This is a genomic window from Paenibacillus sp. FSL R7-0652 (assembly GCF_038595045.1).
Lineage (GTDB): Bacteria > Bacillota > Bacilli > Paenibacillales > Paenibacillaceae > Paenibacillus.
Map to the genome: position 1 here is coordinate 6,332,466 of NZ_CP152001.1, position 26,322 is coordinate 6,358,787.

At 48.9% G+C, this 26,322-nt stretch carries 22 protein-coding genes and 1 pseudogene; 3 read left to right on the forward strand and 20 right to left on the reverse strand.

Going from position 1 to position 26,322, the window contains the following annotated elements; translation table 11 throughout:
• Position 1: 1 nt before the first annotated feature.
• From MKY97_RS27605 to MKY97_RS27650, 10 genes are all read right to left on the reverse strand, one after another.
• On the reverse strand, positions 2–799 hold the full coding sequence (locus MKY97_RS27605) for an ABC transporter ATP-binding protein (protein WP_342556473.1): 798 nt from the start codon (positions 797–799) through the stop codon (positions 2–4).
• 301 nt (positions 800–1,100) lie between these two features.
• Positions 1,101–1,754, reverse strand: a complete 654-nt coding sequence (locus tag MKY97_RS27610) for a PepSY domain-containing protein (protein WP_342553330.1) — start codon at positions 1,752–1,754, stop codon at positions 1,101–1,103.
• Positions 1,755–1,957: 203 nt separating this feature from the next.
• Positions 1,958–2,884 carry a PepSY domain-containing protein gene (locus tag MKY97_RS27615; protein ID WP_342553331.1) on the reverse strand — a complete coding sequence of 309 codons (927 nt, stop codon included), beginning with the start codon at positions 2,882–2,884 and terminating at the stop codon, positions 1,958–1,960.
• 96 nt (positions 2,885–2,980) lie between these two features.
• Entirely contained in the window at positions 2,981–4,375 is a 1,395-nt protein-coding gene (locus tag MKY97_RS27620; protein ID WP_342553332.1) for a HAMP domain-containing sensor histidine kinase, read from the reverse strand.
• Positions 4,372–5,124, reverse strand: coding sequence for a response regulator transcription factor (locus tag MKY97_RS27625; RefSeq protein ID WP_342553333.1), 753 nt, complete (start codon positions 5,122–5,124; stop codon positions 4,372–4,374). The genes MKY97_RS27620 and MKY97_RS27625 overlap by 4 nt, the downstream gene beginning before the upstream one ends.
• A 54-nt stretch (positions 5,125–5,178) precedes the next feature.
• A complete protein-coding gene (locus tag MKY97_RS27630; RefSeq protein ID WP_342553334.1) occupies positions 5,179–5,823 on the reverse strand; it encodes an SDR family oxidoreductase in 645 nt (214 codons plus the stop codon).
• A 318-nt stretch (positions 5,824–6,141) separates the two neighbouring features.
• Positions 6,142–7,323, reverse strand: coding sequence for an NAD(P)/FAD-dependent oxidoreductase (locus MKY97_RS27635; RefSeq protein ID WP_123064009.1), 1,182 nt, complete (start codon positions 7,321–7,323; stop codon positions 6,142–6,144).
• Positions 7,324–7,348: 25 nt separating this feature from the next.
• Positions 7,349–7,786 (reverse strand): DUF1641 domain-containing protein, encoded by a 438-nt coding sequence (locus MKY97_RS27640; RefSeq protein WP_342553335.1) that lies wholly within the window; start codon positions 7,784–7,786, stop codon positions 7,349–7,351.
• Between the two features lie 628 nt (positions 7,787–8,414).
• The gene (locus MKY97_RS27645) at positions 8,415–10,295 is read right to left on the reverse strand and encodes a sigma-70 family RNA polymerase sigma factor (RefSeq protein WP_342553336.1); all 1,881 of its coding nucleotides are present in this window, start codon (positions 10,293–10,295) and stop codon (positions 8,415–8,417) included.
• 64 nt (positions 10,296–10,359) lie between these two features.
• Positions 10,360–11,304 (reverse strand): hypothetical protein, encoded by a 945-nt coding sequence (locus MKY97_RS27650; protein WP_342553337.1) that lies wholly within the window; start codon positions 11,302–11,304, stop codon positions 10,360–10,362.
• A 188-nt stretch (positions 11,305–11,492) separates the two neighbouring features.
• Here MKY97_RS27650 and MKY97_RS27655 point away from each other — a divergent pair, with 188 nt between their 5' ends.
• Entirely contained in the window at positions 11,493–11,669 is a 177-nt protein-coding gene (locus MKY97_RS27655; protein ID WP_342553338.1) for a CsbD family protein, read from the forward strand.
• A gap of 186 nt (positions 11,670–11,855) precedes the next feature.
• Here the strand turns inward: MKY97_RS27655 and MKY97_RS27660 are convergent, their stop codons facing one another.
• A complete protein-coding gene (locus tag MKY97_RS27660) occupies positions 11,856–12,857 on the reverse strand; it encodes an NAD-dependent epimerase/dehydratase family protein (RefSeq protein WP_342553339.1) in 1,002 nt (333 codons plus the stop codon).
• 153 nt (positions 12,858–13,010) lie between these two features.
• Between MKY97_RS27660 and MKY97_RS27665 the strand changes: the two genes are divergently transcribed.
• A complete protein-coding gene (locus MKY97_RS27665) occupies positions 13,011–13,538 on the forward strand; it encodes a cupin domain-containing protein (RefSeq protein ID WP_342553340.1) in 528 nt (175 codons plus the stop codon).
• 41 nt (positions 13,539–13,579) lie between these two features.
• Here the strand turns inward: MKY97_RS27665 and MKY97_RS27670 are convergent, their stop codons facing one another.
• From MKY97_RS27670 to MKY97_RS27695, 6 genes and pseudogenes are all read right to left on the reverse strand, one after another.
• Positions 13,580–14,653 carry a DUF1835 domain-containing protein gene (locus MKY97_RS27670; protein WP_342553341.1) on the reverse strand — a complete coding sequence of 358 codons (1,074 nt, stop codon included), beginning with the start codon at positions 14,651–14,653 and terminating at the stop codon, positions 13,580–13,582.
• Between the two features lie 122 nt (positions 14,654–14,775).
• Positions 14,776–15,435, reverse strand: coding sequence for a TVP38/TMEM64 family protein (locus tag MKY97_RS27675; protein WP_342553342.1), 660 nt, complete (start codon positions 15,433–15,435; stop codon positions 14,776–14,778).
• A gap of 210 nt (positions 15,436–15,645) precedes the next feature.
• A pseudogene (locus MKY97_RS27680) lies at positions 15,646–16,074 on the reverse strand (HNH endonuclease); the annotation flags it as partial.
• A 1,130-nt stretch (positions 16,075–17,204) separates the two neighbouring features.
• Complete coding sequence (locus MKY97_RS27685; protein ID WP_342553343.1) at positions 17,205–17,354, reverse strand: hypothetical protein; 150 nt, start codon at positions 17,352–17,354, stop codon at positions 17,205–17,207.
• Positions 17,355–17,737: 383 nt separating this feature from the next.
• Complete coding sequence (locus tag MKY97_RS27690; RefSeq protein ID WP_342553344.1) at positions 17,738–18,910, reverse strand: acyltransferase; 1,173 nt, start codon at positions 18,908–18,910, stop codon at positions 17,738–17,740.
• 212 nt (positions 18,911–19,122) lie between these two features.
• Positions 19,123–19,608: a GyrI-like domain-containing protein gene (locus MKY97_RS27695; RefSeq protein WP_342553345.1), complete on the reverse strand. Its 486-nt coding sequence runs from the start codon at positions 19,606–19,608 to the stop codon at positions 19,123–19,125.
• 124 nt (positions 19,609–19,732) lie between these two features.
• Here MKY97_RS27695 and MKY97_RS27700 point away from each other — a divergent pair, with 124 nt between their 5' ends.
• Positions 19,733–20,476 (forward strand): HTH domain-containing protein, encoded by a 744-nt coding sequence (locus tag MKY97_RS27700; protein WP_342553346.1) that lies wholly within the window; start codon positions 19,733–19,735, stop codon positions 20,474–20,476.
• Here MKY97_RS27700 and MKY97_RS27705 read toward each other — a convergent pair.
• The 3 genes from MKY97_RS27705 to MKY97_RS27715 all read right to left on the reverse strand — a co-directional run bounded on the left by MKY97_RS27705 (position 20,439) and on the right by MKY97_RS27715 (position 26,190).
• Positions 20,439–21,782, reverse strand: coding sequence for an FAD-binding domain-containing protein (locus MKY97_RS27705; RefSeq protein WP_342553347.1), 1,344 nt, complete (start codon positions 21,780–21,782; stop codon positions 20,439–20,441). The genes MKY97_RS27700 and MKY97_RS27705 overlap by 38 nt on opposite strands.
• Positions 21,783–21,807: 25 nt before the next feature.
• On the reverse strand, positions 21,808–22,965 hold the full coding sequence (locus MKY97_RS27710) for a response regulator (protein WP_342553348.1): 1,158 nt from the start codon (positions 22,963–22,965) through the stop codon (positions 21,808–21,810).
• A 111-nt stretch (positions 22,966–23,076) separates the two neighbouring features.
• The gene (locus MKY97_RS27715) at positions 23,077–26,190 is read right to left on the reverse strand and encodes an ATP-binding protein (RefSeq protein ID WP_342553349.1); all 3,114 of its coding nucleotides are present in this window, start codon (positions 26,188–26,190) and stop codon (positions 23,077–23,079) included.
• Positions 26,191–26,322: the final 132 nt, after the last annotated feature.

The window sequence follows — 26,322 nt, forward strand, 5'->3', positions numbered from 1 at the left end:
ATTAGTTCACCTCCTGCACGATCGACACAAAGCGCTCAGCAATCGCCTTATGTTCATTAAAGCCTGTCAGTTGATTAAACACTTCCTCCAGCGACCCTTCCATGGATTGCTGCTGAAGCTGCTTGAACGTACCATCTGCCACGACACGACCCTCGGCAATCAATACAATCCGGCTGCTGATCTTCTCCACCACATCCATAATGTGTGATGAATAGAAGATGGTTGTACCTTTGGCTGATAACTGAGACAGAATCTCCTTCACCACCATCACACTGTTGGCATCCAGTCCGCTAAGCGGTTCATCCAGAAACAGCAGATCAGGGTCATGCAGCAGCGCCGAGATCAGCAGCACTTTCTGACGCATCCCTTTGGAGAAGGAGGCAATGCGCGAGTGATAGGATTTCTCCAGTCCGAAACAATCCATCAGCAGCTTTGCTTTATAATCCGCATCTTCATAGGACAAGCCGTACAATTCTCCCGTAAACGTCAAATATTCCGCCGGAGTTAATTGTTCGTACAGTTCTGCCACTTCCGGCACATAACCGATTCTGCGTTTATACTCCACATCGCCATCTGCGATATCCTGTCCAAAAATACGAACGGTTCCCACATATCCTTCTACCAATCCCAGCAAAATTTTGACCGTTGTACTCTTGCCCGCTCCATTCGGACCGATATATCCAATCATCTCCCCGCGTTTCACTTCAAGATCGATGCCATTCAATACATAACGTCCGTTATACCTCATACGCAAGCCTTCAATTGACAGCACATGTTCTACGCCTATTCCTGATAGCATTTGTTCTCCAGCCACTTCGTTATCCAGCTCCTTATCTATATCATTTTCTACAATTCTACTAGTTTACCACAGTTTGGATTCAATGACCTATGAACGCTCTAATCTATTCCTTCCACGGGCATGGGGCAGCAGGCGAACCTTGGACAGACCTTAAGCAGGCAGTGTCACGCAGTTTCTCCCAACTAATCGCTGGATATGCACAGCAAAAAAGACGCTTCATTCGAAGCGCCTTCCTACCATTCTATCATTACACCGCACATAAGCTTTTATCTTAGACATACTATATTCAGTGAGTTAACGATTAATCCTCGTCGTCAAAATCCTGATCAACCGACAGCACCTTGCCCGTGTTGGCATCAATATCAACATCAGCCTCGCCCTGTGTCGTTCTCAGCTCAATCTCATAGACATAACGGCCGTTGTCACGATCCAGTTCAACCTTGGTCACTTTTCCACCAGTCACTTGTTTCAGCGCAATGTTCGATGCTTGTACAGCTGTCAATTTCACTTGATTGGAAGCAGACGCACTCGAAGTTTCAGCTGTTCCATTATCACGATAATCATCGTCATCGTCATCATCGTCATTGATCACAGCCAAAATCTTGCCCGTGTACGCATCCAGCCGAACCGATGCATCCGGGCTGCCTTTTCTGTCGATTTCGACTTCGTAGAACGTCTGGCCATTTCTGCGCTCCAGATCCACATCGTCAACTTTGCCTTCCACTGCCTTTAGCGCTATAGATTTGGCTTGTGATGCTGTCAGCAGCTTACCTGAGTTGTTCTGACTTGAACTCGTAGATTGAGCCGCTGAGGCTGGAGCGGACTGTGTTATTTCAGATTGTACTTTCGGAGCCTGTTGTCCGTTCATACTGCCGCTGGCTGCGACGGCTGATCCACCAAGCAGCACCGCTGCGGACAGGCTGCCGATCCATAGTTTATGTTTATTCATCATCATTCATCTCCTCGCTGTTGTTCTCGTTCTCGTCTACAGTTATAGAATAACCTGAACGAATGAGAGATTAGCGAGAGAAAGATTAGAATTTGATGAGAAAATGAGGAGAGCCTGCTTACCCTTTACAGCGAATCACATAATTAAAGCCAAAGATCTTCACGAGTACCCTACGACCGATCATATTTCATCACTCATTTCAACATCAATTAATCATCGTCCTTATCCCAAGTCACCGAACGGATGGCACCGGAGATCGCATTCACCTGCACCGTAGCCTCCCGTCCGTCTTCCAGATCAATCTCGACCAGGTAATATGGATTGCCGCTGTTCGTGCCGCGCAGCTCCACATCATCGACTTCACCGGGAATTCTCGCAAGTGCCTTCTGTTTGGCCTGCTTTTCACTTAGAAACTGCGGTTCTTTATCCATTTCTCCGGTTTGTGATGCAGGAGGTGACTTGATCGCTTTGGAGGAAAGAATCTCGCCCGTATATGGATCAATCGTCAGTTCATGACGGCCGTTGTCTTGGTCTTCCACCACTGCGGTGTACACAGGGCTGCCCTGCTGTTCAACCAGCTCCAGCGATACAAGCTGCTCACCGGCTCTTTGCTTCAGCAGCTCAGACTTCATCTGCTCACGACTCCATAGTGTCTTCTCCTGTACCTGCGGACTCGATTCCAGCCGTTTAATCGATTGAACCGCTGCCGTAAACGCATCGACCTGCACATCGTAGAGACCTGTCTCCGAACGAAGCTGCATCATATACGTGCCGTCCTTCAGCGTGGAATGAATAATCTCCCCCGGATATTGATCAAGTACGGATTGTGCTGCTGCATCGGCAGAAAGCTGCTCACCTGCAGGTTCCCACGGTCTCCACCACACCACAGCCGCAAAAAGTACCACAGCCAATATCCCGACTCCCCCCCAAAGCATCTTACCTGATCCGTATCCCGCGTTACTTCTATCTGTATTTTTAGTCCTACGTCCAGACTCATGTTCATGCTCACTTCGTGTCATTTCAGGCCGTTGTTCCTGCTCTGCCATATGCACTTCCTCCTCATTCTCTCCCACACCTTCACCTGTGCCGCCAGATTTGTCCATAACAAGGAAATATTCAAAAAATCCGGGGATCACAGCACCCCCAATGTATACTGTCACTGAATTGTTCTATGAGAATATGCTTAGTTCAGATTAAATCACTATCCAGTATAGAGGGGAAGTATGAGAATTTCATGAGAGTGGGCTGAGTGAACGGGCTGAGCTTTCCAATCTGGATTGCGGCAAAATAATACAAGCCTCCGTACCAACACCCTCGGTACTGAAGAGTTTGATCTCTGCTTCGACAGCACCTGCCAGCTCTCTGGCAAGGGAAAGTCCAAGCCCGGACCCACGGGCGGTGATGCTTCGAGTTCTGGAGATATCCACCTGGTAGAAACGGTCAAATACCTTCTCAAGGTTCTCCTCCGACATACCAATCCCTGTATCGACAATACGGATTAGGCAGCTCTCCCCCTGTGTCTCCACTTGAACTTTAATGGCATCTTCACTATATTTCCGTGCGTTATCCAGCAAAATAAACACCATCTGCTTCAGCTTGCTCTCGTCACTTATCGCCCAGACTGGACCTTGAGCTTCACAATAAACTTTGCGATGGTACGCTTCACGGAAGGCACGGGTGGAATCCGCAGCAAGTTTGGCGATATCTACGCGTACCAGCTGCACATTCCACTGCTCCGGCTGCTTGGCCAGCAGCAGCAGCTGCTCGGTCATCTCACGCATCCGGGCCGATTCAGACAGAATCGCTTCCACAGCTTCATCGAACACTTCAGGCCGCTCCTTGCCCCGACGCTGGAGCAGACTGGCGTAGCTCTCAATAATGGTGAGCGGGGTTTTCAGCTCATGCGATGCATCCGAAACGAAACGTTCCTGCCGTTCAAAGTTTGATTCCAGAAGCTCCATCATGCGATTGAACGTCTGGCCCATCGTTGTTAATTCATCCTTGGATTTCTCCTCCACCGGAAGCCGCTTGAAATGCCCACTGGCTTGAATATCACTCATTGTACGTGTCATTTGCTGAATCGGTCTTGTCATGCGGTTGGCTAAAATCCGGCTGGAAATCACGGCAGGAATCAGCGCAATAATGGTGACGATCACTAATACGGTGCGAAGGGTCGTAAGCCCGCCCTCTGTTTCGGCCACACTCTGGGTAACCTGCAGGTTGACTACTTCACCATCCGGCCAGATTAATGGCATGGAAACCCACACGTATCCGACCTGATCCACCTGGATGTACTCTGCTTTTTTCTCATTCTCATATTGGTAAGAGAGCTTGCTGAGCTGCTCGGACGCAGCGGTTGTAGTTACCGGAGAACTGTTTCCATCCTCATGTACAATACGCAGCATGCCATTCACGGGCGCATAAGCCCGGAGCAGATCATCTGGCGGAATGGAGCCGGCTGACTGTCGTACCCCTGTGACGATAGATTCTGCCTCGGCTTCCACCCGTCTGATCTCATTATTAATGGATACTCGCTCAAATACGAGATATACAGACAGATTCACTGCGGTTAACAGCACGGCAAATAAAACCGACGAATATCCGTAGATTTTACTGCGCAGGCTCATGATTGCTCCTTCAGGACGTATCCTACGCCCCTTACGGTATGTATTAAGGGTGGTGTGAATCCGTTATCCACCTTCTTGCGCACATAACGGATATACACATCCACCACATTGGTATCGCCATAATAATCGTATCCCCACACGGATTGCACAATCTGATCCCGGCTGAGTACCTGACGCTGATTGCGCAGCAGATATACCAGCAGATCGAACTCACGCGGGGTAAGCTCAATCGCTTGTCCGTTTCGAAACACCTCACGTGTTCCCTCGTTCAGCTTCAAATCCGCGGCAGTTAACCATTCTTCCTGCCCTTCATACAGCTGATTCGCCGTTCCCTGTTCCGGCTCGTGTCCAGCTGCGTTAGACATCGCTCTTGCTGAAGCAGCTGCAGCAAGCCGCAGGGCTGCACGAACTCTTGCCAGCAGTTCTTCGATCTGAAACGGCTTGGTAATATAGTCATTGGCACCTAGATCTAACCCGGACACTTTGTCTTCCACCGAATCCTTGGCTGTCAGCATGAGGACTGGGACCACTGCATCTCTGGCTCGGATCCGCCTTAGAACCTCAATGCCGCTCAGGCCAGGAAGCATGATGTCCAACAGGACCAAGTCCCATTTCCCTTCCATGTACTTTTCCAGCCCTTCCGTCCCACTCCCTGCCTTGGTGACCTGATATCCCTCATACTGCAGCTCCAGTTCAAGCAGTCGTGCAATCTTGGGCTCATCCTCAATGACCAGCACAGCCTCATTCATGCTGACTCCCCCTCAATCCGTCATATCAATCTCCCGTTATTCTACAACATCTGTTCACAGTTTGCCCAAAGCATCCGGTACGGCGTCATTTCCAGCTACCAGATCAAAGGCCATTCGGTAGGTTTTCTCTTCCTGCAGAGAAGCTGCAATTACACGCGCCACATCCTCACGCGCAATGCTGCCCGGTTTCAGGTCCGCACCTACGCTCACCTTGCCAGTGCCCGGTTCATTTTTCAAACCTCCGGGACGAATAATGGTATAGTTCAGCTCACTGGCAAACAGCGCCCGATCTGCAAAATGCTTCGCCACATAATACGGCTTGATCTCCTCCGGCCATTTGCTGCGCTGATCGGCACCATAGGCGCTGACCAGAATATATCTGGAAATACCTTGTTTCTCTGCAGCCTCCATCGTTTTCACCGCACCGTCCAGGTCGATGAGCAGTGTTTTGTCCGCGCCTGTTGAACCGCCGGAACCTGCTGTAAAGATAATGGCATTCTGATCCTTCATCACTTCGGCAAGCTCATCAACTGTGCCCTCCAGATCACCCATGACCACCTGGGCACCAAGTTCCTTCAGTGCGTCTGCCTGCTCCGGCTTGCGAATCATGGCCGTGACCTGATGTTTACCTTCCTGGGCCAACTGCTCCACCAAGTGTTTACCAATCTGTCCGTTTGCTCCAATCACCAATACATTCACCGTTCATTCTCCTCTCAAATGCGCAAAGAGCACCGTCGCTCTCTGACTATAATATGACGCATCCCCATCTTATCTTTTAAACGAAAGCCGGCGCTTCTAAGCGCAGACTGCCGGTGCACCACTTCTATGCACCGTTCTTGTTTCTTTCCCTTTTCGTTTCCGTCTGGTTTCGATCCGTTTCTATCATTCCATTAATATCTGTATAACGATCCATGTTCATACCTATATGTGTTCCGTACCTTGATCTGAAGAATTTCATTTTATAGAAACACAAAAAAAGGGCACCTGATAGGCGCCCTTTAACGTTGGTGTTATAGATTAATAAGCCAGTGCGAACAAGCCATGGATGTGGGACAGGTAACGGATGTTACTTGCTTCTTTCATCATGGTTGCAGGCAGACCTTTCAGGCGAGTCTGGTTGCCACCGATCATGCCGACAGCGTCTTTACGACCCAGACTTCCCAGTGTACCGGAGAAGATTGGCGAGAAGGATTCCATTGCGCCACCTTTGAACATTACGCCCAGGTTGTGACCAATGGTTTCGCCCATTTGCCAAGCCAATTGTGCTGTTGGAGGGTACGGACGAGCGCCTTCGCTAGGGAAGACCACTGCGCTGTCACCAGCAACAAACACGTCTTTGTGAGATGTAGATTGCAGCACTTCCGTTACTTTTGCACGGCCGCGATCCACTTCAATTCCACTGTTTGCAACAACCGCATTACCTTGTACGCCGCCTGTCCATACGAGTGTGTTCGTAGGGATCGAGCTGCCGTCTTTCAGCAATACTTCGTTTTCTTTCATCTCGGTAATCGCTACGCCAACGATGAAGTTCACGCCGCGTTTTTCGAGACTGGATTTCGCGCGATCCACCAGCTCTGGCGGGAAACCAGCCAGAATGGAAGGACCTGCTTCTACTGTATAGAGGGAGATATCATTGAAATCGATACCTTTTTGTTGGCATACGCCTGGCAGAAGGTCAGCGAATTCACCAACCAGTTCGATACCTGTCAAACCGCCGCCGCCAATAACAAACGTAGCGTCTGCTTTGTTGCCGGATTGTTTGTATGCATCCAAACGTGCTTCAACATGTGCACGAATACGGTTTGCATCGCTAACCGATTTGAGCGTGAAGCTGTACTCCTGCAGTCCCGGAATTCCGAAGAATGCTGTTTCGCTGCCCAGAGCAACGACGAGTGCATCGTAAGAGTATGTGGAGCCGCTGGTCATGAGAACTTTCTTCTCGTCCGGTTTGATTGTATCCACCGTATCGATTTTCAGGTTCACATCTTTACCACGCAGCAATTTTTCAAGCGGGAGAGCAACAGCTTGCTCAGCAATGCTTCCTGCAGCAAGACGGTGCAGTTCCGTAATAATTTGGTGCGTAGGATAACGGTTCACGACTGTAATTGTCGCTTCTTCCGGAGTCAAGTACTGACGCGCAGTCAGCGCAGTCAACAGACCGCCGTAACCTCCACCCAAGATCAAAATTTGCTTCGACATATCCATCCTCCGTTCTTTCTAAGTCTTAACGTTTCGATTGTTGACGCTCGTTCAAGATGCTCAGGAAAGATTGAGCAAAACGAAGCGATTGCTGTACGTTTGGATCTTTAAGCATTTTGAGCATAGCGAACAGGCCAACCGAAGTTTGCTCCGTTTGCGCACGGTCATTTGCCTCGATGGCAGCAGAAGCTACACCTTTAGCTTTGTCTACAACAGGTTTAGCGAACTCACCCATTGCACTCATCGTGTCGCTGATCAGAACTTTGTCTGTAGCGATACCTTGTGCGAAGTCGTAAGCTTTCGTCATTGCAGTAACCATTTCAGCCAATTTAGGCAGGTTCTCCACCAAGACAGTTAAAGACTCCTGTACCTCAGGCTTCATCAGTTGATCCAGTACGTCCAGGGACTGGCGCTCGGCGCCTTCTGTTACCGGCACCTCTTGTTGAGTAGGCGATTGTGACATAAGAGAAAGTCCTCCTTTACTTTGGGATAGAAGTCCGCGACTTTCATGATGCCTGTCAAGCTGAGCCGAACCACAAATACATCAATACACTAAATGTACCAAATTTCACACATTAGGATAAGCGCAGCCAGAGACCACTCTCACGTATGCATGGTATGTTGGGTCTATTGCGCACAACACATGTTGACGCACAAAACGACAAGCAGGCCGAAACCGAACTCTATACCCTTATATTACACCTCTTACACATGAACATGAAAAAGAAATTTTTTACACTTGTGAAGATATTGTGAACATTGTAACAAAATCGATCTTTTTGTCAAGGTGTGCGGACTCGTCAGGAATGGCCTTTATTCTTTACCAAACCCCGTAAGCTACCATATGTGGTATTAAGACATGATCACAACAAACCATATGTACGAAAAGCACATATGAAAGTGCATGATGAACGTTTTTTCAGGAGTGGATTCCCAAAAATTTACCGTTCATGCAACGAATTTGGTCACTTTGGTTATTATGCAGCGATAGCCCCGCCCTTATTCTTGCAGTTCAAACATCTTTCCCACTCAAGTATGAACATCTTCGCACGAGAATGCAAAAACACACAGCAGACTTACATGCCATGTGCCTAATCTGTATCTTGCAGATTCCGCTCCATGTTCTCCAGCGCAGCCAGCATCTCTTCGAGAATGGTTACAGCAGAATACTCCATCTGCTCCACATCATGCAGCACAGAGATGGCCTTGTCTGCATGAACTTTATGATTCGGCTTCCCGCCATCGGGGAAGGGAAAATACTGCACTAACCTATATAATCTGTCTGCGATTAAACGATACTGCTCCTCTGCCAATTGGCTTAAAGCAATCAGGCGGTTCACATCCATTCTCATCCGTACATCCTGAACATCATTCAGACGTACTTTGGTCTGTTGATCAGCTGACTCTGTCCACAGCTGCGATAATTCCCTGAAGAACTCACGGGCATAATGCCTTGCATCGCGCAGCACAGCAATATTATAAGCATGTCCATTAGGCTCGACTTTCCCCTCCCTCAAAGCCTCCCGCCAAGCGGCATACGCACCCAAGCCGCAGATCGTACCTGGCATTGCATAAGGGTCATACCCCTTATAGTGTGCCAGAATAACCTGAAGCACGGCTTGAACATGAATCTCCTCCCGCATACGCTCCGGTTCCACCGTCAGCACAAAGATTTCCTCATTCACACCCCTCCCCAGATGGTCATATGGAACTGCAGCTGCCTGAATATAATCCACACCATGCAGTTTACGAATCTGATCATCATAGCCATAGATCAATCCGAACTCAGGAATGTTCAAATCCCACACGACCGCTGGAAGGCCCCTGGATACCGAGTAGCGAATCATTGAAAGTGCCCGAACCAGTCTGGGGTTCAGTATGCGCTTGTCCTTCGCAGCATCCTGCAGCCATGCGGGATCAACCAGATTAGCATTCAGTCCGGCTTCACTGGAAGCTGCCTCAACAGCAGAAGGAAGATAACCCATGTGCCGCAGTCCTCTGCCCAGCACTTCTTTAAAATTATAAGCCGTGGGTCCCGCAATATGGATATCGGCTGGATATATGGTGATCCGAAAGGCCAGCCCGCTGCAGCCCATAACCATGGGTAGAGATACCGACGGACCTATATAGCTTAACATCTCATGAATGGCTGCTGCTGCAGAGCTACATGTCTGAGGAGATCGGAATGTCTGCGGTTCCCTCAGCACCACACACTGGAGTAGGGAAGGGATGTTCTCTGTCAGCATTTCATTCACAGCTTGCTGAATATGATGCCTGGTTACCTTTTTGCGGGAACGGGACAGGATCTGATACACATTAGCTGTAGATAGATTGGTATGAATTGCAATTTCCTGGGGTGACATATGTTCAATCCAGTGATGATAACAAACAAGCCGTTCCTTCTCATGAAGTCCAGCCAGCAGTTGATAAATATACTGATTCAGGTCCTGGGCAGCGGCTGCGTAAAAAGGGTCGCGAAACTGTTCTTGTGCATGCAGCTGGGTGGGACCGATCCATTGGTTCAGATGCTGGTCCAAGGAATCCTGTTCACTCCAGAAAGCCCCGACGGATGAATGGTCCCTTTTGACTGCAAAAGACGAAAAATATTGTTCTTTCAAACGGATTCTTCGCTGTACTTGAGAATATGCCTGATTTTTCACAATTCGCTGCAGCCAGGCGAGCAGACGATCAGCATCCAGCAGTTGATCCATATGCATGAAGGCACGAATAAGACCTTCCTGTACCACATCATCTGCAAGGCCTTCATCCTGTATGATGCCTCGTACGAAGCGATGCAGCTGTGAACGATATCGACGCACCATTTCTTCAAATGCCTGACTGTCTCCCTGCTGGATGTGCTGCACAATGATACGATCCGGCATCCCGGAGTAATCACCAGAGATCCATGAGTGATGGTCAGACCTTTGAGCTGTAATGTCCTTATATTGTTTGCCAGTCGGTACTTCATGCATATCCCTGTCTCCTCTCTATACAGTCATAAACCGGATCTGTCCCTTCTGCTGATCCAATCAAGATTCATCGAGCTTCATTAAGCTCCATCCTCATCATCTCTGCCTCTATTCTCGTTTCTGTATCAGCCAGCTTCTTCATCCATTCACCAGCTTCCCCCCAGCTGCGGGATACGAGGCGGCTCTGACATGCTCCCATCTGCAGGGACTGGGTATGCTTCAGAGCAGATAATGCGGGGTTTATCTTTTCAAAAAAGAGACGGTAATCCTCCGCCCGCCGTGCACCTACCGGTAGTGTAAAATAGACATAATGTGCCCATTCATTATCGCTCAGATCGCCCAAGCGGATCTGCTCTGCCTTGCGAAGGATCGCTGAAGCTCCCGTCCTGCCTGTGTACACCTTATCCCTGTTCTGCTCGACTATACTTGTCTGGAACCAGACACAAGCCCGCCGATTTACCTCTGCTCTGTCCGGATGCTCTATACGCTCAGGACGCCACCAGCTGCGATACACCTCTGCACTCCAAGGAAACTCATATCTCCATGCCTCTTCAAGCTGCTCCAGTCCCAAGTACACATGAGGGAATCCCGCCGGATCATGCAGCAGCACCTCATTGCCTTCCAGGCGTAATAACAACACATAATGATCAGAACCTTCAAGTGCTCTGTAATTGGGATTGTAATTGAGCTTCCCCATGTTCAGCGGTCCAACCATGACCGGACCTTCGCTTAAAGACACCCTAAGCTCATCCAATGGCATGTCGCAGCCGCGTTCATACGCCTTTTCCTTCACCGTGAAACCTAGAATATTCAATGCTTTGGTTACAGCATAGTCTGGGCTCTGGCTGCAGTTATCAAAGTAAAGGATCTCATTCGGTGCCAGAAATGCCCCCAACGAAAATCCACCCAGCACTTCCACCAATCCCGGTTCAATACGCTCTCCAATAGACGATAATAACATTGCAGCAGAGTTGGCATAACAGTACGCAGCATTCCCGATATAGTTACTCATAATCATAACATCTCCTCTTGATCTGGTGCGGCATCCTTGAAAAATGCCTCTACTTAGATGACTTCACAAAGAGATGAAATCTGACAAAACTGCAGAACAAATTTTAAATGTCTTCTGAACGTGAACGTTTAAATATTCTTCAGCCCGGTTAATAAGGACTACACCAGACAACGAAGGAGATGTTCGATATGAGTAATTCAACTGGCGATAAAATTAAAGCAGGCATTAACAAAGCCAAAGGCGAAGTGAAGGATCAAGTCGGTAACGCAACGAACAATAAGTCCCTTCAGGCTGAGGGTAAAATGGATAAGGCCAAAGGGGCCGTTCAAGATAAAGTGGCCGATGTGAAAAAACATCACGAATAATGCAGTCGGGTTTGCATACTCAGCTGGTCTGTGCGTATCCTGCATGAAGACGGCTGGAGCATGGTAAACCAGCCTGACTGTCCATGTTTAGATTCGGTTCTGAGCATTTGATATAGGTGACGGAGGCACAAAAAAGCCAAGGAAGGTGTTGAAACAACCACCCTTCCCTGGCTTTTTTCGTTTGATTTACATCGCAGGTACCGAGTAACGCGCCATATCAATAATAAAGCTGCGGCTTTCACGCGTTGTGTGATATTCCCTGCTGAACAGCCTGACCCAGTCGGCATGCTCCTGATACCACCGGAACGTTTTCTCCAGTCCCTGCTCCAGTGTAGTCTTTGGATACCAGCCAAACGCTGCACGCAGCTTGCCTGAATGAACAACGAGGCTTGAACCTCTGGATTGCGTGGGCTCCTGTTCCCGTATCACTTTTGCAGCAGCAGATTGATCCAGCGGCTCCAGCAGCATGCCAATCTCCTGCATCGTTGTTCCGATTCCGGTAGAAATGTTATAGGTCTGTCCGTCTTGACTGCGGATCATAATCTGCTCTATTGCGCGCACAGCATCATCAATATACAGAAAGTCCCGAACAGCTGACCCTTGAATATCGAGCGGCAGTCCATCCAGCATCCGTCCAAAGTTGCGCGGAATAATACGGTCAGGCAGCTGCCATGGCCCATACAGGTTGGTTAAACGAAATATGTTCACTGGAAGCTGATAACATTGAGCATAAGAATGTGCCAACATCTCGCAGGCTGCTTTCGAAGCTGAATATGGGGAGACAGGCGCATAAGGATCAGACTCGCTGTAAACCCTGCCCCATTCACCGCCATACACCTCAACGGATGAAGCTAGTAAAAGAGGAATGTTACGGTCTGCAGCATACTGCAGGACCGCTTGTGTGCTGAGTGTATTATTGCGGAACACCTCTGCGGGATGATGATATGAATAGTCGACGTGAGGCATAGCAGCAAGATGAATGATGTAATCCGTGTTGTGGGGCAGATGGAGGCTGTCCTCAGCAAGGTTGCACTGGATATAAGGCATGTCATGCAGTGGTGAGAGGTGAACAAGTCTCTGACAATAGTCGTCCTGATCCAGCAGGGTGATCTGATGCCCCTTTTGTGCCAAATACTGCGAAAGATGAAATCCAACGAATCCAGAAGCTCCGGTTACCACAATGTTCACACACTTTCCCCCTATACATTTATACATCGGGCACTGTGAAGAGAGTCTATGACATCAGTATAAACTTAAAATGATACATTTTGTATCATTTTACAATATTTTTTTGTTTGCTCCTGTAATGACAGGTTAATGAATGGAAAGAGGTGAATCAAGATGAGTGATCCAAAACCCAATTACAACGAGATTCAACGTATGCATTTTCAAGATGATGGGGTTATTCCAAACCATCCAGTTCTGCCTGTGCTTTTATACAAAGGGGTTTGGCGTATCGAGCCTGCCCATGCTGCATCCCGCTTGAATCGCAACGGCTGGGGCAACAGCTGGATCAACGGTGTATTTGATTATCATCATTATCACAGCAATGCCCATGAGGCTCTTGCCGTAGTGAGTGGATTTGTGAAGTTGATTATTGGCGGTGAGCAAGGAAAGAAAGTTTATCTGGAGAGCGGAGATGTCGTTGTACTGCCTGCCGGAACCGGCCATAAACGTCTGGAGGCCAGTTCCGATTTTCGAATCGCCGGCGCCTATCCCGGAGGGATGAGTTACAACACACGTACAGGGGAAGAAGGGGAGCGCCCAAACGTGCTGCGAGAGATTCAAGAGGTTCCACTGCCGGAGACAGACCCGGTGTATGGAAAAGATGGACCGTTAACGAAGCTGTGGCAAAATTATAGTGTCTAAACATCGCAGTATATAACAGGGTTACAAATGCTTGTCGAGAACTAGACTGTGCCTGTCATTCGGACACGATAGAAACGCATGGCACGAGGGCTGCCTTCCATGTCGAGCTTGCCCTGAAGTATAAGCTGACGCACCCGATATTCAATAAAGGAATCACCGACAGCCTGAGGCAGGCTGCCCAGCACTTCTCCCACAACACGAGCTGTATTGATGAATTCACCTGTTGTCCGTTCGGCAGTAAGTTTTGCTACCTGTTCCATAATGAATTCATCAAGACTGTCCTCAGGCACGCTGCAAACCGCATCGTCTTTCCACATTCTCAGTGTTCCGGGCTGTGCGGCCAGTTCCAACCACTCCTGCTCCAGAAGGTTCCGCTGCTCTGATGATAACGGATCGGCATTCCCTCTGTGCTCCCACATCATGGACAGCTGATCGGACGTCAGCTCACCCAAGTGGAGGACATGCCGTTCAGAACCTTCAAACAGAACGGAGTACAGCGCTGTGGTATCGATTAGTTTAATCGGATTTTGACGATGACGCAGCAGATGAAGAGCATAGAGCAGGCCGGTTCGTTCATGACCATTGTTTGCATACCAGATCATGACCTTGATCTCTTCACCAATTGAACTCATAAATGATTCTAAATGCCGCAGCTGCTCCAGACCCTGCAGGAGATAACTTCCATGCTCTGTCAGGTGAAGCCGTTCCAGCAGCCATAAGTGCCTTCGCTGCAGCGCGCATGCGTCTGTCAAATCTCCCAATGGACCGATGCCATAATAATCATTCAGTGAAAAAAAACGGCGACTTTCCCGACCCGGGAATTTTCCCAAGGCTACTTTGATACTTCCCAGAGGCGATTCACCAATAGCAATATGAATTTCCTGTGCATGCTGCAGATCGGGCAGTGGGCGTCCCGCCTTTTGCAGCTTTCGCTCTTCATGCAGGCGGCTGAACAACTGCTGCTGTCTCTCTGCAAACTGCGTGTAATGCGCTTCTCCGCTCTTGTCATGCAGCGCCATATCTGTTCGCAGATAAAGCTCGCGCAGCAGCGATCTCAGCTCTTCCTCATTCATCTGATGCAGTTCGTTATCAAAATCAAAGACACTTTTAATCATCCAGAGACCTCCCTTGATTAGATTGACATGCTCACGGACAGCAGCCGTTAAAAATTTAAATTCAATTTCAAATGGACATGCAGCATGCCACTGCTCTACCCATGGTATTTGCCTGACTCAAGTTATGAAGATATGGAATTCCCTGATGCCTGGTGCAGCGGCTTCTGTTCATTCTGATCCGGGTTGAGCCGGGTAAAGTGACGCTCCAATTTTCGGCTAGCCCATAGAGAAGCTGCAATGAACACAATTACGCCAATCCAGCGTACCGGATGCTCCAGAAACTGCGCTGCGTTCGAACCGATATACGTTACAGAAAAAATCATGATACCTTTACCTATTCCAACCGCGAGCAGAAAGGATAACAGACGCATTCGGGCGATCCCCGCAGCCACATTAATGATGACGAATGGACCTACCGGAAAAATACTGAGCAGGAATACATAACTGAATGCATTACGGCGAATCCAAACCATGCTGCGCTGCACACGCGGTTTACGCGCCCACCTTTCCACAAAAGCAGATTTCCCGATCTCCCGTACAATCAGAAATGTCACAGTACAACCAAGCACCATACCGATCCAGGAGTACAAAAAACCTGCCCACAGCCCATACACTGCCCCGTTAACACCCACGATTAATAACGTTGGCAGTGGCGGTACAAAAGACTTCATAAACGTTAGTAAAATTCCCGGCAGTGGACCCAGAGAACGGAATTTCTCCAGCCAAAACCGAATATTTTCTTCCGTGATATATGACATAATATCAAGTGCTGCTGGTGTCATCCACATCCATCCAATCTATTTGATCTGTTCGATCTCCGCCCTCCAAGTATAACGTACATTGGAAGGCAGTATCGTTGTCAATTTGAAGAAATATTCGGATGGACAGCCAAACCAAAAAGCACACCCGATTATTCGTCTAGGTGTGCTTCTCATATAACAACCTCTGTATCCCTATCCAATCCAATACAGCAGGCTGGTTTGCTTAATTTTTCATTCCAATCCCGTTTCCTGCATCGCAAGCTCAAGCAGTTCCGCCTGATGGGCCGCATTCCACTCGGGAATGCCCGAATGCATAAATTCTTCCGCATCCATCGCTGCTTTGGACTGGTTGCATAGATTGCAGGCACAGACACAGTTGAGCGGAGTGGTATGACCGCCTTTTGCCCGTGGAAGAAGATGATCAATCGTATCTCCATAGGAGCCACAGAAATAGCAGGTATAGTTGTCCCGGTCCAGAATAAACCGCTTGAAATCCTTGTTGCTGAATAATCGGCGAATAGTGTACCGATTGACCACAACAGCTGCTTTCTCCTTCACCAGCGTAACCGCAAGCTCCATATCCACTTCCTGATGCCAGCGTCTTCCCTTGTCGGTTTTGCCGCGCATGCGTACCATGCCCTGCCGATTGGTCCGGAGCGAAGCCGGATCTTCCGGGTCAATGGCCGGCGGCGTGTGATGACGCCGCGGCCTGCCATCCATTCCAGCCCCGTGACTGCGGCTGGAATGGGATGGCTCGCGTCCTGCAGCGGCTGGCTGTGCCTTCGCCGCTGCAGGTGCACTGCCCGTGCTGGCATCGCCACGGGCAGTGCCTAGCTCCGGCGCAGGGGCCTCGGCAGCTCCGCTGCGGGCCTGCCCTGCGCCGGGCGCGAGTGCGGCCGCACGCTTGCGGCGCCGCTTGCGCTTGGGCCGGGCTGCGGCCGCTGGATCCGCAGCCGCAGGCAAAGGCGCTGCTGCCTGGTCTTGCGGCGAAGCAGGCAGCAGTGCCCCAACCGCCGATGCCTGCTCGGCGGCTGGAACGGCAGCGGCAGCTTGTCTGCGTGCCCGCTGCGCGCTGCCTTGTGCATTCGCAGCGGCAGCGCCCTGCGAATGGGCTTCGCCGGGCGGATACTCTCCGCCCGGCCTCCAATCATCCACCGCATCCTGCCCGGTGGATGACTCGCGCTCAGACTCCACTTCCCCGGAGGTATGAGCGCTTATCATCTCCGACGGCTTTCTTTTCCGCCGTCTTCGTCTTTTCTTTCGCTGACTGCCCGAGGAGGAAGCTGACGAAATGGCCGCATCCTTCAATATCTGATCCGCAGCCGGACCACTATGATCGGAAGGTGCTGATTCTATTGTTACATCTGAGTGCACACGGCTTTCCGGATTATTTTCCCGAGCATTCTCTCCGCGCTGCTTCACTGAGCCATGCGTATTCCGTTCACGTTCATTCGTCACCCGAGGCTGAGCCTTGCCCTGTCTAAGGTTCTTATCCGTCTCATCATGGGCCTGGGGAAGCATCGAAGCATCAGGTACCACTGCTGCCCGCCCATGATGTTCGTCCCGTGTACCAAGCTGACGACAACGACGGCATGCGCCGCGTCTGGCTCCGGGACCCGCACGCTTCCCTGTTCTGCGCCGAAAATCAGACGCAGGGCGCTGCTCTCCGCAATACATACATGTCTTGGTTTGTCTTGTTTCGTGAGCTGCCCTTACTTGGCGAGAAGGGGCTGGTCCTGTCTCCATGCTGTCACCTCGGTTCCGAATGAATCCGGTTTCTTTCTATTGTATCACATCTGCTCGTGAACACCCTCATTGCCATACGCGTTGTAATCTTCCGACTTATACTCAGGGGTTTGTTCACTGCATTCGTGAAGAATGTGCTCTACATATTCCAATATATCCTGCATCGGTTTCCCGCATTGTTCACATCTAGTCATATTTGATCACCTTGATCCTGTCTTCGAAGTTTGCTGTATATTATCATTCCGCCTTATGATTACCCTTCCATTCAGAAAAAGAAACATTCGTTCCCACGACATAATAACGGAATAACCATCAGCACCATGCAGCGGAAGTACCAAAAAAAACCGTTTCCAGTCACCCTAAGGCTGTATCTGGAAACGGCTAACTAGATCAATTCAAATCTTGAAACCTGCTGAAGTGCATCTCTTATTTCACCTTTTCGCATCCTGATACGCCACTTTTCCTGACGTGCCCGACACGTCTGCAGTAAATTTTCTGGCTGGGAACCGAAAATTCGGCAAACCTGCCTCCTTCAGCGTTTTCAGACACACCAAGATCATATGCAGCCTGTTGTCTATCAGGCATCCATCTGCCCGGACTGCTGCTGCGGGACAAGACGCAGTTTGGGTTTGGGCAGATTACCGAACAGGACCCATGCATAAGGAACAAACCTCGCCGCAAGTCCTACCACAATCCATGAAGCAATCAGTGCGATGCCAAACCCGCCCGCGTACCAGAGGTGAATCAACCAGGACACACCGGTTTGCGGAGGATGTTCACGGTAAAAAAGCAGGAAGAACGGATGAATCAGATAAACGCCAAAAGACAATGCGCCAAGCCGATTAAGCGGTTTGACCACGATTGAAGGACCATGATGATAAAGCCAAATTGATATTTGAATAATAACTAACGCACAGGCATACGTGTGTACATTCCAGAAGAGCTCGTACCACAATGTGTTATACGTCGCAATCTTCAACCGCAGCAAGTAATAGATACTGACATGGGCCAGCCCCGCCGTGATCCACACAACCCACAGCAAAATCCATGAGGCCAAGCGCCATTTCGATGCATTCTCCCGGCTGAGTACAAACCATTGTTTGATTTTCGGGAAATATACTCCCATGAAAGCTCCTAACATAAAGTAGGAAAAATAGGAAAATGCCCAGCTCCCCTTATTGGGTACTTGGAATCCATATTTATTACTTACGATAAAAGCCCATTGAATAAGAAGCCCGATCGGTATAGACCACTTTACCACAGCAGGATATTTCTTAAGCAGCCACAGCACAAGTGGAAAGATCAGATAAAACTGCATGTTGATAAACACAAAATACAGATGCGTGTGAGCTTTACCTGTAAATAACTTCTCTATAAAAGTGATGAGCGACTCATTAAATGGCCGTCCTTGATAGTACATATTATGCAGTACGACAAAATACAAGATAGAGAACAGGAAATAGGGCAGCAAAATATAGACAAATCGCTTCTTGTAGAAATTACTGACCAGTTTCTTGTCCAGCGGACGGGTATAGTAGTTATAAAACAGCACAAAGCTGCTCAAAAAAATAAAGGTCGGCGTACCGTATTTCATAAAAATATTAATAAAGTTGTACAGCCAGTAATACCTGGAATCCGTCATTTCCAGCGTAGCACTGGAGGTAGAATGCACAAAAAGCACACCGATAATGGCTATCGCCCGTACGAGGTTCAGTTCCGGGATTCGTTCTCTTTTCAGTGTTTGAGTCATGTTTAGAGGTTCTCCTTCATGTTTTCGTCGATATGTTAAATATGACTTAGTCCATTAAACTCTCTATCTATTAAAAGCCATATTGCTTAACATGTGTAGTCTAATCTCTTAATATTTTTTAATTTTTCAGTCCAATTCACATTATTTACATACTTTAACACACCAAAAAGACCGCAGCATCGCGGTCTGTAAGCTTTTTATAATGGACCAGATTATTTCAAGTTAATTGGTACCAAAATTGTGAATTCAGGCTCCGGATCGTACGGGTCCTGTTCCATCGGATAAACTTCATAATGTGTGAGTGACCCTTTTGAAAGGTGATATCCCTGTTCTTCAATCCATGTATATATCCGATTATAGGACGATTCAACCAAATGCCCCTTTACGTGACTGCATTTTGCATAAGTATGCGATGGGACTTCGAATTTAATCATCCCTTCCGGGATAGACTGTAGTGTCTTGTGGTCAACCTCAACAGCCGCATAATGAACAAATCCGGTGTCTGTCATATGATATGACAGCCCTAATAACTCTTCTGGATGGAGCACATTCCTTATCTCATGCAAACGATGCTTAAATTCAGTCTGCACCCTGCGGATTTCTCCAGCACCTGCATCGGCAAAGGACCCTTCCCACTTCAAACCTATCATCACCGCATTATCCTTGTGAACCAATTCTGTCTGGTGAATACGCTTCATATAACTCTTCCTTCCCTCTTTAATGTAGTCGAGCAAGTCGTGTTGTTCCTGTCATGATTCTATTTTATACTAAAATAGTGACAAATTCTGTCAGTATAATTATTTTAAATCAAGGGAGGGTATTATGACCAAAACGGCACGTTTAATTGAGCTGATGATGCGAGTTTATGAAAAACCAACCTTTACCGTGGATGAGATGGCCGCGGAGTTTGACTTATCATATCGGACAATGCTTCGTTATCTGCATGAACTAAGCGGTTTGGGTGTTCCCTTATATGCAGAACCTGGACGCAGGGGAGGATACTTCCTACTGCAGCCGAAACGCCTGGATAGCCGGACAGCAGCCCAACGGGCAGTTCGCAGCGATCCATTTCAGCAGACTGTTCGACCTCAGACTTATGTAGTTGGGTTGGAGTTTCAGGCACCCTTCACGGCAGTGTTTATGGCACAGGTCATGATCCCCAGGTTATGGACGGAACTGGAACGGAGGCAGCACGAAATCCCCCGCCAGAAACAGGCAGGGGTAAGGACAGGTGTGGTTCTGAGCCGCCAGCGCTTATATCATTATATCGCGGGGGTGGAGGTATCCTATTATGACGTGCTGCCCGAAGGCATGACAGGTATAACGTTGGCTGCCCGGGAATATGCCCGATATACCCATCACGGAGATGCTGACCGGGTACAGATGGATGAATCGATTCTATGGATGATTAAGAAGCTAAAGCTTCGCGGATTGATACCCGATCTTTCCGCTTATGCGCTGGAAGTTCAAGCAAAGAATACTTCCAGTAGAGACATGTATATTCCGCTTCTTAACGAAAGGAGTTCTTCTAACGACTTGCCAGAATCTGTTTGTACACATCAATAGCTGCCTGCCTGGACGCCTTCAGGTCAACGATTGCATCCTGCCTTGGCTGATGAATCTCTTTGCTGTGCAGATCCTTCAACTCCGGCAGCCATTTACGGATATAGTCTCCCTGAGCATCATATTTTTCGGACTGGGTAACCGGGTTGTTCACGCGGAAATACGGCGCAGCATTTTCACCCAGCGAGGCACACCACAACCAGTTACCACGATTCTGAACGTTGTCATAATCTTTCAGCTTCCGTCTGAAATAGGCTTCACCCATTGTGAATGGGCACTGCAGGTTTTTGGTCAGGAACATGGCTGTCAGAATGCGGAGCCGATTCGGCATATGTCCGGTCTCGTTCAGTTCTGTCATCGCTGCATCAATAATCGGGATGCCCGTCTCTGCTCTGCACCAACGCTCGAAGTAAGTATCTTGAAGAAGCGAAAGGTCGTATACTTTTTCATACTCAAAATAATGCTTCTCATACACTGCCCTGTACAAGTAAAAGTCGCGAAAGCAGAGCTGTCTGATCCACTCTCCAGCTTCTGAGACACGCTGCGCAGCATCATACATCTTGCGAATGGATACTGCTCCGACAGCCACATAAGAGCTGAGATGACTTGGTTCATAAGCCTCAAATTCATCCCGGTGATCTCCATAATCCGCTGCTCGTTCGGACAGAAACTGATCCAGCAGCACATGTGGGTCCTGATCCACGGCCTCATCAGCGTTCTTAAGCAGTGCATCAGGAACCTTTATAGACTCAGGCCAATCCAGCATCTGTTCGCTTACGTTCAAGTCTGTAACCGCTACCGCCGATGGCGGATTGGGATGTTCATTCATAAACTCCACCCAGCGCCGGTGAAAGGCAGCAAATACTTTATAGGGTTCTGACTTGCCTGTGAAACGGGCAAAGGCCTGCAGGTCCATCAGCAGATGATCAGTAAGCTGCGTAAATAAAATCCCATAGGATTCGCACACCTCACGAATCTGCCGGTCCCGCTCCTGCGCATAAGGGGTCACATCCCGATGAACCACGATCTCGCTGATCTCGTCCTGAAGGCAGCTCAGTATCCATTCGACCACTTCCGCAGGTTTGCCATAAGCCGTATGAAGCTGCCTCTTTGCCTCCTTATATTTTCGGCCCAGTGCCGAAGCGTGACGAAGGAAATTCACACCGCTGTGTTCTTTCTCCCGGTCCTTCCGCAGCAGGAATGGATCGTAGATCAACACATGCAGGCTCTTCTCATCCCGTTCCCGCAAATAATCAAATGCTTGCAGATCATCTGTACGCAGATCTTTACGATGTATGAATAACTTCACGCGCTGCCCCTTCCTGCCTGAATATCTATTGTTTCGTCAGACTTTGATATAGCTTGCTCGTTTCAGGCTCGGGCTGATGTCCCAGGTCCTCCTTCAGCACCAGTGTAAATGAATGATAGAGCCGCAATATACCCTGCTGATCATCCATGGAAGCATATACTTCCATCATTAAACGGCAGATTTCCTCCGAATACGGTTCACGCTCCTGTAATTCAGTCAGCAGCTCAATCGCCTGTTCGCCCCGCTCGTGAGCCATTTCCCATCTGGCAATATCCATGACAAGTCCGATATACTTGCGCCGGAGCTCCCTGCCCTTGGATCTTGCCCAATCGTAATCATGCTCTTCCAGATAATCACCGCGATAGAGCAGGGCAATCTGCCTCAGATCATTCACATTATCCGAAGTAATGGTTTCATAGGACATGGCCTGTTCGAACTGCTCAATATCGCTTACCAAATTGCCGGTCAACAGACGATAGCGGTTCATATTGTATTCCAGCTTGGCTGTCATGCTCCATTCCTTCAATAACTTGCGAATCTGGTACACCGATGTATGCAGCAGTGTCAGACCTTTATCCTGAGATACATCTGCCCAGAGCTTATCAAGCAGAATCTCCTTGCTTACCCACTCTTCCCTGTGGTGAAACAGAAAAGCAAATAGTTCCTGTGATTTGGTTGTGCGCCATTTATGTTTCTCCGCGCTCTGCTCCAGACTTCTGAAGATATCGAGATGTTTGAATGTGAGCAGTCCGGGCGCCTGGAATTCCAATTCCTCAGCTTCCGGTTCCTGCACTTCGGCCGCAGCAGCAGCCTGAGCATGATAGGTCATCGCGCCTGCGATTCGATCAATCGTTTTGCTCAGTCTGGCCGAACTGACCGGTTTTAACACGTAATCCAGAGCATGAAGTTCAAATGCCTCTACCGCATGATCGGCATACGCTGTGACAAATATGATTCGAATGGTCGGGTCCAACTGCTGTATATATTCAGCTGCTTCAAGGCCATTAACCTCTGGCATGCCAATGTCCAGAAACACAACATCTACACGATCATTTGCCAGATAGTGAAGTCCTTCGCGCGCTGTTGAAAAACACTGCACAGGGGTAATTCTTCCGTCCGACTGCAGCAGACGCTGCAGATGCAGCTGCGCTGGCTTCTCGTCATCAATTACAATGGCTCTCACCGTTTCTCAACCTCCTGCCATGAGAGATTCAATATGGACACACACTATATCGGCATCCGCTTATTCGTATGTTAACCACAATTACCCAGATAACACTGCATTCTAAATTTATCATGCAAAATGATGAACCTGATTCAGCGGAATCCGAAATTGGATTTGTGTACCGCTTCCCACATGACTTTGAATGTCCAGTCCCTGTCCATAGAGCGACACAAGACGGCGATTGATATTCTGCAATCCAACCCCTCCTGGACCTTCGGTCCGGCCTGATTTTACCTGAGCCATACGTTCAGGAGGAATACCAACACCATCATCCTGCACCCGAACAATGACATCTTCGGCTTCCTGATATATATGAAGCCGCACCGTACCGCCGGCTGCTCTCTCCATAACTCCATGACGGATGGCATTCTCTACAAGCGGCTGAATGGTAAGAGGCGGCAGAAATAACCGAATATCCGGCTGTACTTCAATCTTGACGACGAGCCGGTCTTCAAATCTGGCTTGTTCCAGATGAACATAGGACTCTACCAATTCAAGCTCTTTGTACAGAGGCACCAGCTGATCTCTGTTGTGAAAGTCAAAGCTCCCTCGCAGGTAATGGCTCAATTCAATTAGCAGATCCGTTGCCTTGTCGGGGTCCACAGCACATGTGGAAATAATTACATTCAGTGCATTATAGAGAAAATGAGGTTTGATCTGTGCTTGAAGAAAGGCCATTTCGGTCCGAATCGTATCCTGCACAGAAGTGCGCAGCTCAATCAAGGTTCGAACTCTTGCCCGCAATTCACCTGCATCTACCGGTTTACTCAGAAAGTCATTCGCTCCCGCTTCAAAACCATGCCGGATATCTTCGGGTAATCCACGAGCAGTCAGCATAAGAATCGGAAGCTCGGACAACGAACGATGCTCCCGCAGTTTGCGGCAGAGCTCCAGCCCGGACATTTTGGGCATCATCCAGTCTGTAATAACCAGACCGATGGACGGATTCTGTTCGTACAGCTCCACAGCTTTGAAACCGCTATCTGCTGCAAGTACGCGGTATCGTTCCGTGGACAGCAGGCTCAAGAGTACATGTCGGTTCACAGGGTCATCATCCACAATCAGAATGGTATGCTCCCCTTCCTGGTTCTCGTCCTGTTCTTGTAATGAACTCAATGGGTCCAGGTCATTTGCGATATCCTCACTTGCCTTCTTCACCTGCGCCGTTACGTAACGTGCCGGAACGGGATTCGTCTGTTCCTGCAGCAGCGGGAGCTTCACGATCGGCAGGGTGAAATAAAACGTTGATCCCACACCCGGCTCTGATTCAACCCCAATCTCTCCATCCCCCAGCTCCACAAGTTTTTTCGTAATGCTGAGTCCCAGTCCGGTTCCTTCGTAAGACCTTTCCATCGTTCCATTCGCCTGCTCGTAGGATTGAAAAATATCTTCAAGTCTTTCTGGTGCGATACCCACACCAGTATCGGCAACAGATACCCTGACCGTATCTCCTTCAACAGAAGCAGACAGCCGAATTTCACCATGTTCTGTATATTTGTAAGCATTACCCAGCAGGTTATAAAGAATCTGCCGAAGTCGATCTTCATCGGCTTCCACCAGCGGCAGTGGATCAGGCCACTGCTGTACCAATACGACGGGTTTATCCTCATACGTAAACCCAGATACCTCAACTACAGTTCGCGCGACCGACTCCAGATCAACAGGGACCCGCTTCAATTCAATCTCCCTATTTTTCAATTTGGAGAAGTCCAGAATGTCATTGACCAGCAGCGATAACCGTTTTCCCGTTGACGTGATCATGGACAGATTTTTGGCTTGTTTTGGATTCACTGCACCTGCAGCTCCCTCCAGCATAGATTCGGCAATGTTAATGATGCCATGCAGCGGTGTCCTCAGCTCATGCGATGTATTCGCCATAAATTCATCCTTCAGGCTGTCGATCACCAGCAAGCGCTCTGACAGAGCTTCCACATCACGGAACGACAGCGCAAAGCGAATAGCTGTGACAACCATCTGGATTAATACAAATAACAGCAGCTCAAGCAGTGCGAGAAAGGCAGTGTCAACCGCCACAAATGCTCCGATGGTATGCAGGATGACCACCATCATTATGCTCATCAGGCCAACCAGTGCAAAATGGCTGTCTTCTGTACGTTTACGCGACCAATGAATCATGGTGCGTATCGCATAGATCATCACAGTAAAAGAGATGATCAGCATTGGAAGTTCAAGGGTTGAGAACAACGCTGGTGGAAGAATGACGCCTATAAGGGTCTGTATGACAAGCAGCACCAGACCCAGTCGAACAAACCATCCGTGGACAGCACCCGGCACTAACGCAGCCAAGTACCGAAGCAGGAAGTAATAGGCGAAGGCTCCGCTTAGAAGCTGCAGACGAAGCAGCTCATTATGTGTCAGCAGCGGCACAAATGTGGCGAGCAGCTTCTCTCCATGCGTGACGGCATATAATGCACCCGAGAGACTGAACAACCCCAGAAATTGAAGTTCCTTCTCACTGCGCCTCAGCCTGAACAGCATCAGGAAAAAAATGGCCGGCAGAATAAATCCGAATAGTGTCATCAGGTCTTTGAACCAGTCCAGCTGCTGGCTTCGAAAGATACTACGCTCATCCCCAAATAGAACGGGCGCTACAATACCTCCGGAAGAATAGCTGTAATTGGATACCTGAATGACAATGTCAGCTGTATCTCCCTCAAGGGATGTGAACCCTGTGAAGGGCAGATTCATCTGAGTGTCGGAGTCCTTGGATACGCCAGGCACGCCCGTACCCCCAATAAGCGTTCCGTTAATAAAAATGCGATGAGACATTCGTATATTCTGCGTCCGGATGCCAAAGCGGTTTTTCATCTGCTGGGGAGTGAGCCTCACCTGCAGATGATAGGTACCATATCCATGAGCCTGTCCAAGCGATGTGTTCCATCTGGACGGAACCTGAATATTTAAGGGAGTGGACAACGGCCTTCGCCCCGACATATCCGGTGTAAAATCTCCCGGACCCAGCAGCTTATGAGGATAGAATTCCCAAACGCCATTCAGCGGCGCTGCTCCCTCTTGGCTGAAATCCCATTGACGCAGATCTATACGTCCATCTTTAACTTGTGGATTGTTTCGCTCGCTGATCCACGTCTGAGCAATCCATCCCAGCGGGAGCAGCACAACGCATATAAAGCTTAACGTCAGCATGATCCAGTGTTTTCTCATCTATGTATTCCTTCCATCCTCAAACAGCGAGAGACGTCAATTTTTGTCGATTTATTCCTATGATTCCATGTTACACGTTTCCGCTGCTCACGGAAATAGTTCATGACCCGTTTGGATTCCTTTTTTTTCGTC